At 58.1% G+C, this 16,259-nt stretch carries 11 protein-coding genes; 6 read left to right on the top strand and 5 right to left on the bottom strand.

All coding sequences use genetic code 11. The features are described 5' to 3' along the window. Positions 1 to 171: 171 nt before the first annotated feature. The gene (locus HNQ65_RS26330) at positions 172 to 945 is read right to left on the bottom strand and encodes an RNA polymerase sigma factor (protein WP_184344838.1); all 774 of its coding nucleotides are present in this window, start codon (positions 943 to 945) and stop codon (positions 172 to 174) included. Positions 946 to 1,057: 112 nt separating this feature from the next. On the opposite strand from HNQ65_RS26330, the gene bioA reads away from it, so the two are divergent. Next, on the top strand, positions 1,058 to 2,326 hold the full coding sequence (gene bioA, locus HNQ65_RS26325; protein ID WP_184344836.1) for an adenosylmethionine--8-amino-7-oxononanoate transaminase: 1,269 nt from the start codon (positions 1,058 to 1,060) through the stop codon (positions 2,324 to 2,326). A 117-nt stretch (positions 2,327 to 2,443) separates the two neighbouring features. Here bioA and HNQ65_RS26320 read toward each other — a convergent pair whose 3' ends face one another. From HNQ65_RS26320 to HNQ65_RS26305, 4 genes are all read right to left on the bottom strand, one after another. Further along, positions 2,444 to 2,887: a hypothetical protein gene (locus HNQ65_RS26320; protein ID WP_184344834.1), complete on the bottom strand. Its 444-nt coding sequence runs from the start codon at positions 2,885 to 2,887 to the stop codon at positions 2,444 to 2,446. A gap of 446 nt (positions 2,888 to 3,333) precedes the next feature. Next, positions 3,334 to 4,446: an inorganic phosphate transporter gene (locus tag HNQ65_RS26315; protein ID WP_184344832.1), complete on the bottom strand. Its 1,113-nt coding sequence runs from the start codon at positions 4,444 to 4,446 to the stop codon at positions 3,334 to 3,336. Positions 4,447 to 4,461: 15 nt separating this feature from the next. Next, entirely contained in the window at positions 4,462 to 5,091 is a 630-nt protein-coding gene (locus tag HNQ65_RS26310) for a DUF47 domain-containing protein (protein ID WP_184344830.1), read from the bottom strand. Between the two features lie 184 nt (positions 5,092 to 5,275). Beyond that, entirely contained in the window at positions 5,276 to 5,623 is a 348-nt protein-coding gene (locus tag HNQ65_RS26305; RefSeq protein ID WP_184344828.1) for a P-II family nitrogen regulator, read from the bottom strand. A gap of 203 nt (positions 5,624 to 5,826) precedes the next feature. On the opposite strand from HNQ65_RS26305, the gene HNQ65_RS26300 reads away from it, so the two are divergent. From HNQ65_RS26300 to HNQ65_RS26280, 5 genes are all read left to right on the top strand, one after another. Next, complete coding sequence (locus HNQ65_RS26300) at positions 5,827 to 6,741, top strand: hypothetical protein (RefSeq protein WP_184344826.1); 915 nt, start codon at positions 5,827 to 5,829, stop codon at positions 6,739 to 6,741. Positions 6,742 to 7,821: 1,080 nt separating this feature from the next. Further along, positions 7,822 to 10,425, top strand: a complete 2,604-nt coding sequence (locus HNQ65_RS26295) for a hypothetical protein (RefSeq protein WP_184344824.1) — start codon at positions 7,822 to 7,824, stop codon at positions 10,423 to 10,425. A gap of 91 nt (positions 10,426 to 10,516) precedes the next feature. Next, positions 10,517 to 15,433 carry a polymorphic toxin-type HINT domain-containing protein gene (locus HNQ65_RS27085; protein WP_184344822.1) on the top strand — a complete coding sequence of 1,639 codons (4,917 nt, stop codon included), beginning with the start codon at positions 10,517 to 10,519 and terminating at the stop codon, positions 15,431 to 15,433. A gap of 86 nt (positions 15,434 to 15,519) precedes the next feature. Continuing rightward, the gene (locus HNQ65_RS26285; RefSeq protein WP_184344820.1) at positions 15,520 to 15,951 is read left to right on the top strand and encodes a hypothetical protein; all 432 of its coding nucleotides are present in this window, start codon (positions 15,520 to 15,522) and stop codon (positions 15,949 to 15,951) included. 114 nt (positions 15,952 to 16,065) lie between these two features. After that, the coding region (locus tag HNQ65_RS26280) for a hypothetical protein (RefSeq protein WP_184344818.1) at positions 16,066 to 16,259 on the top strand (194 nt) is incomplete at its 3' end.

Raw genomic sequence — 16,259 nt, 5'->3', positions numbered from 1 at the left:
GCAGCCTTGGCCTCACCCGTGCCCGTCACACCCGCCGCCTCCAGCCCCTCCTGCAGCAGGCACGCCAGGCACATCCCATCCCTCTCCAGCTTTCCAGAGCACACTGGGCATTGGTTCGTTTCAGGAAGGGCGTCGCTCATTCAACAGAGAAATACAGGATTCGCGCACACATCATGCCGCCATCGACAGCAGGCTCACCAGATAGCGCAGCTCGTCGTCCACCTCTTCCTCCTTTGAAACGATGTTCCTCACCTCTGTCCTCAGCAAAATCCCAAACCTCTTCCTCAGGTCAGAGGCCGCTTTGCGCACCGCTCCATGGCTCATCCCGTGGCGGCTCGCCATCTCCTCCCAGTCCGGCCCCTCGCCCCCGCTCGCAAACGTCCGCCGCCGCAGCTCCAGCAGAAAGGCGCTCCTCTCTCGCTGTTCCAGCTCCTCCTCCAGCCGCTTCATTGCCTGGTCCACCAGCGCACGTGCCCACCCGAGGTCAAACGCCCTGTCCGGCGACTGCCCCTCGATCAGCGCCGGCTCATCTTCACGCGCGCTCATCACCTCCAGCGGCAGCACGATCGCCCCGCCCCCGCGTTTCGCCGCCTGGTGCCGCTCGCGCTCATTGCTCAGCCAGTTCGTAAAACACCTCAGCAGAAAGCTCCGGAACCTCACCTCCCCGCGCTGCACATTCCTCAGCATGTCACTTGAGATCAGGTGCTCAAAAAAACCCTGCACCTCGTCACACGCCGCCTCATGCTGCGATCCCCGCTGCCTCACAAACACATAAAGCGGCCTCCAGTACGCACGCGCCAGCCTCTCCAGACCCGTCAGCACATCCTCCTCCCGCCTCGCCTCCTGGATCATCGACCACAGCGTCGCCGGAAACAGCCCGCTGTTCCCGGACTGCAGGTTTTGCGTTGGATTTGAAAGATTTATGTTGGCCGCGTGCGAATCCATCAAACTCGGGAAGAGATTTAAATATCTGAGAAATTAAGAGCCTAAATGTAGTAAAAACTTAAACAATGCCAGCCTGTCAAAAAAGAATGGTACTGTAAAAAGATCGCAAGCAATGCCCCCTTTCACAGATCTCGCCGCCCTCGACAAACAGCACCTCTGGCACCCCTTCACCCCCATGCGCCAGTGGTGCGCCCCGGAGCATACCCCCCTCATGCTCGTCGAGGGCCAAGGCTGCACCCTCCGCGACCAGTTCGGCAAAGAATACCTCGACGGCAACGCCTCCATCTGGACCAACATCCACGGCCACGCCCACCCCGCCATCAATGCCGCCATCACCCAGCAGCTCGGCAAAGTGGCGCACACCTCCTTCCTCGGCTTCACCCACGAGCCCGCCATCCGCCTCGCCAAAGAGCTCATCGACCTCCTCCCCGGCGGCAAAATCACCCGCGCCTTCTTCACCGACAACGGCTCCACCGCCATCGAATCCGCCGTCCGCATGGCCCTCCAGTACTGGAAGCAAAACGGCCGCCCTCACCGCGATACCCTCATCGCTTTTGACCGCGCCTACCATGGCGACACCCTCGGCGCCGCCAGCCTCGGCGGCATCCCCCTCTTCAAAGGCAGCGGCAACGACTTCGGCTACCGCGTCATCACCCTCCCCGGCCTCGACGCCCTCGCCTCCCTGCCCCCAGACGACCTCTCCCGCACCGCCGCCGTCATCATCGAGCCCCTCATCCAGGGCGCAGCCGGCATGCGCCTCTGGCCCCAGGGCATGCTCAAAAGCCTCGACCACTGGTGCCATGAGCACGACATCTTCCTCATCCTCGACGAAGTCATGACCGGCTTCGGCCGCACCGGCACTATGTTCGCCTGCCAGCAGGAAGGCGTCACCCCCGACTTCCTCTGCCTCGCCAAAGGCCTCACCGGCGGCTACCTCCCCCTCGCCGCCACCCTCACCACCGAGCGCGTCTTCGACGGCTTCCTGGGCCATCCCTCCGAAGGCCGCACCTTCTTCTACGGCCACAGCTACGCCGGCAGCCAGCTCGGCTGCGCCGCCGCCCTTGCCAGCCTCCAGCTCTTCCGCGACGAGTCCATCCTCGAAAACCTGCCCCCCAAGATCGCTCGCCTCCGCGAGCTCATGGCAGACCTCCCCGGCTACCGCCAATGCGGCATGATCGCCGCCATCACCCTCGATTCCCCGGACCTCACCCTCGGCTCCCGCGTGTGCCTCGCCGCCCGTGCCCACGGCCTCCTCACCCGTCCCATCGGCAACACCATCGTCCTCATGCCCCCCCTCTGCGTCACCCTCCCGGAGATCGACCGCATGGTCACCGCCCTCCGCTCCGCCCTCATCGACCTCGGCGCTCTCTCCCAGCCCTAATGCCGCTGCACACAGCACACGCGCAAGCATGGCCTTCAGTACTTGGAGCGCCGATTTTCAACCAGCGCTGGCTTAGCCCCCAGACACCCAGCCTGCCAACCAACTGTCTTCACGCCTTCACTCCCTTCTTGTTCGATTCCCACGGTTCTCTTCCCAGCACTCAATCAAATCATTGATTAGTTTTTCAGGAAAGTTTCGGTACGCCTCGGCAACATCACGCCAGTTCTGCTTTTGCTCCAATAAACTCAAGAGCTTCTCTCTCCAGACTATATCTGTAGGTTCCTCAGCCAGGGTTTCAAAAACACCAGTGCTCATGCAGAGATGCTCATTGGCTCCTGCCTGACGGGCGCGATAAACGACCCAATGCCAGAAGAGATCAGACTTCGACAGCCATCCGCACGCCGTGTAATAAACAAGGTTGTAGCTGCTCTCTTTGAACATCGCCAGAGTCGCCTCGAAGAAAGAAATCACTTCTCTGAATAAATCTTCTCGCTGCTCCTTCGATTCACAAAGGAGCTCTCTGCGATGGTATTCCTCCATCTGAGATAGGAAGCTGGTCATAGGCAGAATATGGTCGTGGGATTAGCGTGCCGAGACGTACTTTCCTATCCGGCGGCAAGCGCCACAATGGCAATTGTCATTGTCCTTCATATCCCCTGCCCACATCTACAGTGAAATGGCTTGGCTCCAAGTCACTAATGCCCTCTTCAGAGATGCATGCCTTGTCCTTTTGCATCTTCCTCCGCACTATCTCCATCGACCGCCCTCACACAGATGGCGTAGCCATCCCAGCCTGTAGCAAGGGGTTGAGTGCAGCGACACCCCTTGTTAGCCACACATATCCTCCCCATCTCATTCTCGCATCGCGTAGCGATGCCAGCACTGTCCTCCCCCCCGGCCAGCAGCTTGCTCTTCGTAGCTTTAGCAAAGAATGCCACTCCGGCTGCTCCTCAACAACCGTTCAGCCACCGTCAACAACGGTAAACAACCGTAAACTCCCCATCAGCCTACTTCACCGGCGTCCCAAACACCCAGAACAGCGCATACCCCAGCAGCGCCGTCACCGGGATCGTCAGCACCCACGCCCAAATAATGCGTGATACCACGCCCCACTTGATCGCGTTCAGCCGCTTCGCAGCCCCCACGCCCATGATGCTCGTCGTGATTGCATGCGTCGTCGAAACCGGCATGCCGTAAACCGCCGCCACCGACAGCACCGTCGCCGCCGTCGTCTCAGCCGCAAAACCATGCACCGGCTGCAGCTTCACCAGCTTGTGGCCCAATGTCTTGATAATGCGCCAGCCACCCGCCGCCGTCCCGGCAGCCATCACCAGCGCGCACGTCACCTTGATCCACACCGGGATCTGGTCGCTCTTCGCCCCCAGGGACTCAATCCTCAGAAAGCTCAGCCACTCAGGCACCTGCGCCAGGTCGCCCGCCTTCGTTCCCGCCACCAGCGCCAGCGCGATGATGCCCATCGTCTTCTGCGCATCATTCATTCCGTGGCTGAATCCCATGTAGCCCGCGCTCAGGATCTGCAGCTTGCCAAACACCGCCCCCACCATCCGCGGCTTCAGCCACCCAAACAACGCGTTCAGGCTCGAAATCAGCAGATACAGCAGAGACATGATCAGGAAGCCCAGCAGCAGCCCCGCCAGCGGAGAGCTCACCATCGGCACCACCACCTTGTACAGAATCCCGCTGCCCTCATACCAGTGCTTCCCTGCCTCAGGCGCCTTCGACCAAATCAACACAGACCACTTCCCGCTCGCCGTCGCCAGCGTCGCCCCGGTCAGCCCGCCCACCAGCGCATGGCTGCTGCTGGAAGGCAGCCCAAACCACCACGTGATCAGGTTCCAGATGATCCCACCCATCAGCGCACAGATGATCGTCTGCGTCGTCACATAGGCAGAATCCACCAGCCCCGACGAAATCGTCTTCGCCACCGCAGTACCAAACAGCGCACCCACCAAGTTCGTCACAGCAGCCACCACGATCGCCATCCTCGGCGTCAGCACCTTCGTGGACACTACCGTCGCAATCGAATTAGCGGTGTCATGGAAGCCGTTGATATACTCAAAGATCAACGCCACCAGCACCACAGAAAGAACAAGGGTCATGCGCGGAGAGGGCGGTCAGGAGTTCTTCAGAACGATGTGGGCCACGACGTTTCCGGCGTCACGGCAGCGATCCACCACCTTTTCCATCAGATCATAAAGGTCTTTCAGGATCACCACCAGCACCGCGTCCTTCTCGGAAGTGTACAGCGCCTTCAGGCAGTCGATCATGAGCTTGTCAGCCTCCCCTTCCACCTGCTGGATCTTCTCGTTCAGCACCTTCACACGCTCCAGGTGCAGTTTCTTGCGCAGCTCCACCACCATCGTCAGCACCACCTCCGCCGCCGCGTCCATCAGCTTCACCTGCCGGGAAAAATCCGCCCCTGCCAGCCGGTCTTTGCAGATCAGCAGCCGCTCCGCGATCTTCTCCACCGTCTTCGGGATCTTATAAAGAGCGTTCGCCAGCGCCTCGATGTCCTCGCGCTCCAGCTCCGTCACAAACGTCTTGCACAGCGCCTCGTCGATCTGCTGCGTGATCTTCTTGTCCTCTCTCCGGGCCGCCGTAAAAGCGTCCAGATTCTGGGGCGCGGAAGGATCAGAAAGCAGGGCATGCAGCGACTGGACACTCTGGCGCGCATGGCTTGCGCTGGATTCGAGCAAATCATAAAAAACATCCGATTTGCCGAAAAGTTTTTGGAAGGAAATCATGTGGGAAAACCCGCAGGTCTGCGGGCCGCCAGTTAGAGCGAGCGCCAGGGGGGCTGTCAAGACCCCCCAATCCGCCTATTGTGACGAAAACGTCACATCAATTGCCACCCTCAAAAAAACAAAAACCCGTCTGAGGGTATCCACAGACGGGCTCCTGAGATTGGTAGTTTTGGGGGCGGAAAAACTAGCTGCTGGAGACAGCGTCGGCACCACGCTCGCCCGTGCGGATGCGGATGGCGTCCAGGACTGCGCTCACGAAAACTTTGCCGTCACCGATCTTGCCGGTGTTTGCGGCCTTCACAATGGCATCCACCACCGCGTCAGCACGGCTGTCGTCCACGACGACCTCAATCTTCACTTTCGGAAGGAAATCCACGGTATATTCACTGCCACGGTAGATTTCGGTATGGCCCTTCTGGCGGCCAAATCCCTTGACCTCCACAACAGTCATTCCCTCGACTCCAACTTCGGAGAGGGCTTCTTTGACATCCTCCAGCTTGAACGGTTTGATGATCGCTTCGACTTTTTTCATGGTTAACGCAATTAGTAGTGTGGTTCACGAATTGCAACGATCAGAACCTCCGGAAGGTATTTTTTCCTGGCACCAATCTTTTGCAAAAAAGAGTCTTAGCCGGAACCGTGCCAACTTCCCGTTCGATTTATTTTCCACCCCAAAACCAGCCCGCTGACAGAGGCTTGTTTGCATTCCTCCACCCCCCGGCTTACCTCCTCCCCATGCCTCGCCTCGCCTCCTTTCAGGCCCTGCTCCTCCTCTGCCTCGCCCTCAGCGCCACCGCCCAGGAAGAGCCCGTCGAACTCAAGCTCCGCTGGCTCCCCGGCACCACCTACATCCAGGAGTCCGACACCGACACCACCAACGGACTCACCGCCCTCGGCAAGACCACCGACCAAAAACTCCGCCTCCACCAGATCACCACCATCAAGGCCGAAAAAAGCCCCGCCGGCCAGACCGAAGCCCGCGTCACCATCGAAGCCCTCCTCGGCGAAATGACCTACGAAGGCAAAAGCCACGTCTTCGACTCCCGCAACCCCGCCGCCTCCAGCCCCCAGCTCCAGCAGACCCTCGGCGGCGCCGCAGGCAAAAGCTTCACCCTCGTTTACGACGACAAAGGCGCCTTCCTCGACGCCAAAGACACCGCCTCCATGGTCACCGGCGGCATCGAGCCCGACCTCGCCTCCATCGCCACCGCCCGCCAGCTCGCCACCCTCTTCCGTCGCTCCCTCGAAATGGGCCTCCCCAAAATCCCCGTCCTCCCCCGCGACAAATGGATCACCGACGAGCTCATCCCCTTCGCCCAGGCCGGCACCGTCCAGGTCAAGCTCAACTCCAAATTCGACGGCATCGTTGACCGCGAAGGCTACCGCCAGGCCCAGATCTCCTTCGAAGGCATCATGAAATCCCATCGCGACAAAGACAGCACCGGCCGCGAACTCGACACCGACCGCCCCGTCACCCTCGGAGACAACTCCAAGGTCAACGGCCACGTCTTCTTCGACCTCGAGCGCAAAACCGTCTCCCTCGCCGTCTTCAACGCCTCCATCCAGCTCAAAGTCGAAGGCAAGACCATGCCCGTCAAACAGCAGGTCACCACCCGCCTCGTCTCCATGAAACCCACCGAGCCCAAATAGCCCCGCCCCTCCGAGCAGCTTAAGAAGTACGATGGGCATTCCTGCCTGTCGATCAGCGCATCCATCCTCCCCAGACACACGCGCATTTCCGTACACCCCCGTTGCCAGCGATCTATGCCGACGCTCTCAGGAGGATAGCCGTCCCCTCTGTCCACACAAGGCAGCACCTCTCGCCCCTCCAGCACTCCTAAAAATTCGCGGATATTCGTGGCCATTCGCGTTTTAATACCACGATCCGTTAAAAACAGGTCTCATCGGTGGTAGCCTAGCATCCCAAGCGGCCAGCCAGCGCTATGGCGGAGAGGCATCATCCCGACCCCTCACGCTCTCTCAACGTCCAGCGCACTCGCGTCTCCAAAAAGCCGCGTCATCATGGTCCGTCTCTGCCGCACTGCCTTTTGCCTCCCTTCGTGCAGGGCACGATCCCGTTAGAAGTCGTTCTCCAGCCCCTGCCACGCGCCAGACACCTGCGGAGCCAGTCTATCACAACATATTGTAAACGGGTATCTTATGAGGAATAAAATTACTAAATGCCTCGCATTTTATTTTGGACAGCGACAACCGCCTCATCGCGGTGGAAGAAAAGACCGGCATTCCCGTGGTGCAGAAAGGATGCCTCCGGCAACCTGGTTCAGGTGCCGGGTGCTAGGCGGACGCGGCTGGTCCTCACCTTAGGCTTGGTGGTGATAGCCCACCACAAGATCAAACACCAGACATGCAAGGCATGAATCCTATGGCCGGGACCGTCAGTTCGTATCTCATCGGGCCCGGAGCAGGAGAGCGGCTTTCCGCCACGGCTGTGCATGACTAGCTGCATCCGATCACTATAGGCTTTGTTCTATAGGACTGAAACTCATGAAAATACCTCTCTTTTTTGAGGTTTTTTCATGATGGCCCTATTGGTTCTGGATATCGTATCTGTCAATCATGTAACAAAATTGCTGATGATAGGCTTGTGATTTTAAAGATATGACAAGGGATGTGCCAATTGATCCTGCGTTTTAACTTATGCATCACTTTAATATCCTAATCATTTTTCTGTTATTGGTGACTTACTCCTTTGCTGACACCAGTACGCCCATGTTTGGAGATTCCACCTTGAGCATTCAGGGAGACACCTACACCTGGAGCTCCGCTACCGAGGACAGCACCTGGCACTATGACACCTACACCGATAATGCCAATGCCAACTCCCAGACCGTGACGGTCAAAGGTCTGCTGGGGGCCAGCTGGGCCATGGTCTCCGGCCCGGGCACCGCCACCACCATCAGCGGGCATATCCAAAACGGCGTGTATGGAGAGAATCACCAGACCTTCTCAGGAGACGGCAGCTGGGTGGTCAGCGCTGTGACCTACACACACCGCGAGATGCTGGTGGACTACTCCATGCAAGATAATGGATTGGGAGATCTCTACCTCGGCAGTGTTGGCTATGACAACTACACCGGTGCAAACGGCACGCTGAACAACTGGTGGTATGCCAATGGAGATTCTCATTCGACTTTCACTGGCGGCACCACCCCATTCAGCCAGCAGCCCAGTCTGACTGTGTTTGGCACGACCTACCAGTTTAATGACTCCACCAGCTACTCTGATAATACGAGCGATGGCAGTGACTCTGGATGGACGGACAACTACCACGGCCCAAACGGTCGCACCTTGCAGCTTGTGCATCACAACACCTATTTTCTGCAAGTCTGGGATCCATTTCTTGGCACGGTAGGCTCGAATGCTGTCACGGCCATGCCCAACGCCAGCCTGACAGGCATTACATGGCGGGCACGGTCAGCCCCGACTTTTGCCAAACCCCAGCTATGGCTGGATGAAAAGCTTCTCAACTGGCAGTCGGGTTCCATCACCACGGCGGGGCTGCTCACAGACACGTACAGCGGAGCTGGCATCACGCTGACCATTCAGGCGCAGGTGAGCGATTACTTCGCCGCAGGCAGCACCACCACAGCCATCGTCACCTTCACCAGTGGTGCCACCGGCAGTGGTACCCTGGCGCAGAACCAAGTCTTCAGCCTGAGCGGCCACACCCTCAGAAATGCCGAGCCCAACCACAGCTCGCCCTGGTTCACCGGCACCAATACCATTTTAAAAGTTGCTGGAGTCAATTTCGCCTTCAAGGGCGGTTTCCAGGACAGTCTGGGAAACCGCACCGATGTCTTTGCGAGCCCCCAGACGGGAACCCTCAGCATTTCGGGCACCACCGCGACCTCCAGCGTGGGCACGGTCAAACTCGTTCAGAACGGCACCATCCGCTCCGGCACCTACAGCAATGGCCAGTTTACCGTCACAGGAAATCTTTTGATCTACCCCTTAGGCACCCAGCCCTCCGTCTATGGCCCGCCTGCCTTCTGGGTGCGTGGGGAGCTTTATCTGCGAAATGCCACCACTCCGACAAACTACGCCACCGCCTCCAGCGGCCACAGCCTGACACTCACCGGCACTGACGCATGGATACTCGCTGGCACCGATGCCACCGGAGACTTCGGCGGCACCTGCAGCACGGACCCTGTGGGCATCTTCCTCGTGCAGGATGCCCTGGGTGCCACCACCGTACCCGTCATCCCTGCCAATGCAGATGGCACAGTGTTTCTTGACTGGAGCGCCCCGCCCAGCGGCATGCCTCCGGCAGTCATCGAAAACAATCACATCCTCGTCTACCTGGGCACTGCCACGGAAGACACCAGCAACACTGCCAGCGCCGCCTACTATGGCAGTGCCACCGTCTCTGACCAGACGCCCTGGCTGCTCAAGCTGCGCACCGACGGCAGCGGCGTGGCCACCTTCACCGATTACAGCACCGGCACCAGCACCACCGGCAGCTACAGCACGCAAACGCATCTCTTTCAGACCGCCAACGCCGCCAGCGACTTCCCCATGCCCGTCTATGGCGTGGACCCCAATGCCAATAATGCCGTCTGGTCTCAGATCCTGCCCCCGTCCACCACCGGCCTTCCTGCCACCTTCCTCGTCAATGGCAAGGTATGGCGCTACAGCGGCACGGACTCCGGTGCCAATGCCGTCTCCGGTGGCAATGCCGTCTATCAGGGCTACTACAGCAGCTCAGTAGGCACGCAGACCCTGACTGTTTCTGCGGAGGACCCGGAGACTCACCGACGCACTCTCACTGTCATAGACCCCTTCACCGGCAGCGGCAGCGGCACCCCCATCCACGGCACGCTCAACAACGTGCGCGGCAGCGCCCGCATGAGCGATGGCAGCGAGGTTTACTCAGGCAGCTTTTCCGGAAAGCAGTTCAACCCACAGCTCAACAACACCGGCCTTCTCTCCGTCCCCTCGGATCTCGATGTCATTGGCAATGTCATCACCTTCGGTTCCTTGAGCGACAGCAGCGCCACTGCCGGGGCCACACTGCAGTATGAGGACACCTCATTCAGCGGCTCCATCACCGCCAGCCTCTACAGCCTTCTGGCTCGCTCGCAGGCCCGCTGGCAATGGTCGCACGCCTCCTCCGACGGCAGCTGGAAAAACCCCGTGCCCGTCATGCAGCTGGACGCCGGCCACACGCTGAATCTCTACCCTGCCTCCACCAGCGCCACCCCGTCCCCGGGTGTGGTGCTCAATCCCGCCGGCGCCAGCTCCTTCAGGGGGCCTGTGCGCGTGCTGCCTGCGGGGGATCTACCCATGGACTTCACCAGCGGCCCGCAGCCCTGATACCCCTGCCTGCGTGCGGCAGCCCTCTGCTTGGGCACAGGCTGCTGCACCATCTCTCTCCTGAATTCCAACATTTGATCCCTCTCTCCTTGTGATCACCACCGCCCCCTACAGTGCTCTCCAGCTCTGCCGCAGGCACCGGCTGCGAGAGTGCACCATCCTGCTGCTCTTTGTCAGCCTGCTGCTGCAAAGCGCCACCGCCGTGGCTCCGCCCACCTGGTGGTCGGCTCAGCAGGTACTCGCCCCTGGCGCCAGCAGCGATGACTACGCCCTCGCAAATATCGGCCAGCTCAAGACCATCGCCAAAAAAGCCGCCCAGCAGATGAATACCATTCTGCTGCCAGAGGGCGGTGCAGGGGCTCCCATCAATACCTTGGTGCAGTCCTGGCAGGCCGTCGCCACCAGCGTGCAGGACAGGGACGACTATGCCATCGTCACCATCGGTCAGGTCAAGACCGTAGCCCAGCTCTTCTACACCCGTCTGGGCCTCACTCCCCCTTGGGCAGCCAGCTCCCGGCCGCAGGACGACTATGCCGCCGCAAACATCGGCCAGCTCAAAACAGCCTTCGCCTTTCCCATCGTGCTCTCCGGCCCGCCCATCGTGCGCACCTTTCCCACCCAGCCCGCAGGTGGCTTCCAGATTCCGGCGGCAGCATTCAATGCTGCCGCACGGCTTTGGGCAGGCTTGGCCGCCACTCCCGCAGGCTCCAGCGCCACCGATTTTGATGGCGACGGCATCCCCAATGATCAAGAATACCGCATGAGCCTGGCTGATCCGGTGAAGTACCCGATGAGCAAAGCCATGATCGACCCCGACGACTGGGACGGAGACGGCCTCCTCAACACCGAGGAAAGATACCAGACCAGCCTCTCCCCCCTCAACTTTGCCGACGCCATGCAGGACGCCGATGGCGACGGCCTCGTCAACTACGACGAAATCAAGCTGCTGGTGGCCGGTTACAACACCGATTATTTAACTCCCACCAGTATCCGTGACTCCCACCAGCCACGCGACCCCGACAGCGGCGCATCCCCCCCGGACTTTCTCATTCCCCCAGACTGCCCTCTCACAGACGGCCAGATCATTCGCTGGCGGCGGGACATCGCCCGCAGCGACTTCATCCCCGGCACCCCCGGCGGAGATGTGACCGATGAATCCACTGGCTTCACCACCCACATAGATCCTACCCCTCCCGCCCCCGCCCCAGACACCTATCGCGTCTGGGAAGACTTGGACGATCCTCCCAATAACCTTCCAGACGGCTACGACCTGTGGCTCGCCCAGCTCCCTGCTGGCGACACCAATCCCAACACCCCCGCCGGCCCCGATGTGGACGCCGATGCCATGCCAAATCTCTGGGAGCACCGCTACCGCCTTGCTTTCTATGATGCCAGCAATGCTGGGGATGAATCCTCCTGGCTCCAGCCGGCGCCTGCCGCAGACGCTGCTCTAGGCGCATTGTATGCAAAACAGGATCCGGACCACGACACCTCCGTCAACCTCCGCGAGTACCACGCCACCACCAACCCCCTGCTGGCAGACACCGATGGCGACGGCTACCGAGATGATGCGGAGACCACTCTTGGGAGCGATCCCGCCGTTTACTCCGACTCCCCCAAAAAATACCCTCTCGTACTCACCATCCTCAGTGGCACCGGCCAGTCAGCCCATGCCGGTTCCACTCTGATCTCACCCCTGAAAGTCAAAGCCGAGCGCAACGGCCTCCCCAGCGTGGGAGAGGTGCTCACCTTCAGCTCTACTCTGGCAGATTTTTCCAGCAGCCACGCCAGCCCCCTCGTGCTGCAGGCAGCCGCAGACGGCACCGTCACCACCACCTGCACCCTCCTGCTCACAGCCCCCGAAGGTCCCGTCACTGTCACGGTCAGCGGAGATGGCGCGGCTGCCACCTACGCCTTCACCGCCACCCCCGCCATCTTCGTCATGACCCCCACAGGTCCCATGCCCGACGATGACAGCGACGGCATGCCCGACGCCTGGGAAATCCAGATGTTTGGCAATCTGAACCAGAGCGCCAAAGTCGACTTCGACCATGACGGCCTTAGCAACCTCGACGAATGGAAGGCGGGCACGAACGCCACCGTGGCAGACACCGATGGAGACGGCTACAATGACAACTTGGAGCAGCAGTGGCAAAGCTCGCCCACACTCGCCAGCAGCACCCCACTCACCACCAGCCCTTCATTTCTCACGAGCATCAAGAGCTATGATTCAGACTCGGTTGATGCTTTTGATGCATGGCAAGTGAATGTATCCGTGAATGAGAATAGCAGCAAGTCGTACTCTGTACAACATGGAAGGCAATTTTTGGAAAAGGAGGCTGTCTTCAAAATCACACGCCCCAGCCAATTTCCTGATATAGTGTTGCCAGCTTGGCCGGATCGAGAAAGTATCTCCAATGAATTCTGGAAAAGGAATTTTTCGCAATTTCCAGATTGGCCCCACGGCAGCGGCAATGCATACCAGTGGAACTGGCATAGCAAATTCGAAGCCAAGCAAGGAACTCCGCAAACCACCTACAAGGGGAAGCAACTTGGCTGGAGCCGATTCCGAATCCATCTTTCCACGCCCCTTCCATTTCAACTGGAAGAAACATGTCTGCGGGTGACGGTGCGCAGCACCCGGGACGAATACGGCAACCCCACGGGTGACCCGTTCGTTACGACGTTTGAACCTGTTAAGCTTATCGTAAGAGCAAACCAGAACGACGGAGAATGGGCTTATTCAACTCCAATTGCTGAGGAGAATGAGATGGTGAATTGTTACCTTCTCCCTCCCGTTACAATCGACTCTAGAGATCGTGCTGTGACTGGCACCATTCCCAACTACGGTAATATGCTGGGAGGGGGCAAAAAATTCGAAGTTGCATTCCAGGCTGGTAACACGCAGCTAGGCAGGTACGAAATACCCCAGTACGGCTCATCACAGGCTGTATATATTTACAGTGATGAAAGTGAAATTTTCAGTGATGAGGAGGCGACAAAGTATGAAAACAAAACGCTTGATTCTAATGCATTAAACCAGCCAGTTGTGCTTGTCAGTGAGGGAGGAGGAATGCGATTTTATACTGTCGCCGATAATCTGGGTGAATTCAAAATCACACTTTACTACGATGACAAGCAGCTTTGCGAAGTTAAACGCAATTTGACGGAGGAGAAAGACTTTGCGCGCCTCATTGCTGCCGTGGAGGCTTTTGTTGCCGGAGATGCACCGCCTGAGATACGAGCATGGGAACCGTGGCCTAATGTTTCTCAGCCACTTCCTGCCCTACCGCCACTTGCGGATAACCAGCTCAGCGACGCACTGGGCGCTGCTCCCGCCGCTGTTGCTTCTGAAGTTCCTTCAGTCCAATCCCTGCGCGATCCAGAGTTTTTCAACGCCTTCGTCCTTCGTGTCAAAGAGGTTGCGACCGGGCAAGAGTGGGCAGCCTTTACAGCGCAGCTCTTGACCATAGGTTATGACGCGAACGCTGCATTGGCAGCTTCTGCCGCTCCTCCACCCACCGCAGATGGGCAGGAACAAGAGAGAGCGACAGCTAGCTCCGGCTATCCCAATGCCGGAGCAGTCAAAACCGAGTTAAGCCTTCCACCAGAAATCCGCAATCGTGGCATGGTAGCTCGTGTAGTGATCTACTGGGTCAAACGCATGATGCAGACTCAAGTGGCCACTGGTGAGGGAATTGTCTTTGGTTTGTGGGATGGGGTCAAAGGAGATGCCGAAGGCTTTGTTGATATGTTTCGCACTTTAGGCCAAGTTTTTTCCAGCCCTTGGAAGACCGCCTCCGAGCTTTATCACACGTTCAAATCACTCAAAGACCTCACCTTTGATCAAGTAAAAGCCAAGGTGCAGGGTTTGTTTGATTCATTCCTCACCAATCAGCAGGAGAGAATGGAGTGGGTTCTGGAAGGGGAATCATCTGATCGTGGGTATCTTATAGCCTACATGGGTGGCTATCTCGGCGGCTACATTGGAGAGCAGGTGTTGGTGACGATTGGAACTGCAGGCTTGAGCAAAGGGAAATACATCGCCCGCGCGATCAGTGAGGGCAAGCAGTTGCTAAAAGGCCTGTCAATTACGCAGAAAATACCGCGCAATTTTAACCAAGTTTTCTCCCGCTATGTCCGCACCGCCGATGAAGGTCGTGGCGTGTCTAAATTCTCGAACCGCTGCACAAAGGGCAACTGCTTCACGGGTGGCACCCTCGTCCTAATGGCCGATGGAAGCAGCAAAGTCATTGAAAACGTAGAGCGCGGCGAGTGGATCATTGCGGACGATCCAAACGACCACGAGCCGCCAAAACCAGCCAAGGTCGAATGGCTTATCCGAAATCGTGCTGACCGTCTCTACACGCTTGAATGGGATTGCACTGGCGATGGGATCACGGATGCCCAAGTCCGCACGACTTCAGAACACCCGTTTTTTGCTGTGGGCCGCGGCTGGACGGCGGCCAGGGACTTGTTGCCTGGTGACCACATCCAAACGCATCTACAACAAACGGTGACCGTGACCAGCAACCACGCCTGGATTTGCCCGTCGGCAACCTACAACCTTGACGTTGGTGGGCCAAGCACGTACTTTGTTGGCGATGAGAATTCATGGTTGTTGGTTCATAATATTGAATATGAAATAGTGCCTTGGGGTATCTGGAGCACTCCAAACCAGAATCACCACGGCTTTATGAATGCATGGCTGTCAGAACATTTTCCAACCACATACCTTGGGCGTATGTGGGAAGAGGATTTTCCATGCGTAGAGCTGTCACCAGAAAATCATAGCAAGGCGACAGCCGTGGAACGGCAGTTCAGGCAACAAAAAGGATTGCCACCATTTGGAAACACTTCTTGGAAGGATGTTACGCCTCAAGAGGCCATTAAGCTGATGAAGGACAGCCTTCATGCCGCAGGTGCGCCAGACGAACTTTGGAAAGTTGTCTTGAATCAAACTAATGGTTGGCTTAAGGCTAACATGCACAAATGGAGATGCCCATAATGCTTGAATCAGTTCTTGAATTACTTCGTAGCCGTGACGACTGCGAAGTGTTACCATCGTCAGGAGTTCCTGTAGTCAGGCCGGGAATGCGACTGCCGCTAGAAATTGAATGCTTCTACCGTCTATGCGGTGGTGTCAAAATGGGTATTTTTGAAGATGACTACTTCTCATGGAGGGTCGTGGCACCGTCTGAGTTCGTATCGGCTATACCGTTAGTTTTGGGATTATCGTACGAAAGCGAGAAGTCGTTCTGGGAATATCATTGGGCGCAATGCTTTTATCGCTTCGCCGAGAACCAAACAGGAGACGAACGAGTGGTGGTCTCGTGTGGCGAAAGGCACAATGGGCTCTATTTTGACGGTTATCAAGAGTCCTTTGCCTGCGACGACATGCGTCTAATCTCTCGGACTTTGCCCGAGCTTTTGCAGGAGCTGGCGGATGCAACAATGGGGCATATGCCTCGTCCTGCTCATCCTTCGCAGCAAGTATTTCTTGGCCAACTGCAATATGCAGATTGAAACCCAAAGTGCACTTGCGAAAAAAAAGGAGAGGTGAGAGTCAGCTCCATTACAAAAAAATTTGCCAGGCATTTAGTTGATTAATTTCCCTTAAATTTCACCCATTTTCCCGCCATGCAACCCGCCCAATCCCCTCATCCCCAGTCTCTCCCGCTCGAAGAGAAGCTCGTCGGTGTGAACGCCAAAACCGGCCTCTATCCTGCCGCGCGGTCCTGGTCCGGCGGGCGCAAGCGCATCCTCGGCAAGGGGCCGCTGGAATCCTATTGCTACCACGTCATGTCCCGCACCTGCGGCGGCGAAATCTGGTT

Source organism: Prosthecobacter vanneervenii (assembly GCF_014203095.1).
Taxonomy (GTDB): Bacteria; Verrucomicrobiota; Verrucomicrobiia; order Verrucomicrobiales; family Verrucomicrobiaceae; genus Prosthecobacter; species Prosthecobacter vanneervenii.
Note: the sequence above shows the minus strand (reverse complement) of the source record. Positions and strands in the feature narration are given on the sequence as shown.

Excerpts from the sequence above, each read along its gene's own strand:
- HNQ65_RS26300 (WP_184344826.1), top strand. The coding sequence starts at position 5,827 with ATGCCTCGCCTCGCCTCCTTTCAGGCCCTGCTCCTCCTCTGCCTCGCC.
- HNQ65_RS26315 (WP_184344832.1), bottom strand. The coding sequence starts at position 4,446 with ATGACCCTTGTTCTTTCTGTGGTGCTGGTGGCGTTGATCTTTGAGTAT.
- HNQ65_RS26320 (WP_184344834.1), bottom strand. The coding sequence starts at position 2,887 with ATGACCAGCTTCCTATCTCAGATGGAGGAATACCATCGCAGAGAGCTC.
- HNQ65_RS26295 (WP_184344824.1), top strand. The coding sequence starts at position 7,822 with ATGTTTGGAGATTCCACCTTGAGCATTCAGGGAGACACCTACACCTGG.
- HNQ65_RS26305 (WP_184344828.1), bottom strand. The coding sequence starts at position 5,623 with ATGAAAAAAGTCGAAGCGATCATCAAACCGTTCAAGCTGGAGGATGTC.
- HNQ65_RS26330 (WP_184344838.1), bottom strand. The coding sequence starts at position 945 with ATGGATTCGCACGCGGCCAACATAAATCTTTCAAATCCAACGCAAAAC.
- HNQ65_RS26310 (WP_184344830.1), bottom strand. The coding sequence starts at position 5,091 with ATGATTTCCTTCCAAAAACTTTTCGGCAAATCGGATGTTTTTTATGAT.
- HNQ65_RS26285 (WP_184344820.1), top strand. The coding sequence starts at position 15,520 with ATGCGACTGCCGCTAGAAATTGAATGCTTCTACCGTCTATGCGGTGGT.
- bioA (WP_184344836.1), top strand. The coding sequence starts at position 1,058 with ATGCCCCCTTTCACAGATCTCGCCGCCCTCGACAAACAGCACCTCTGG.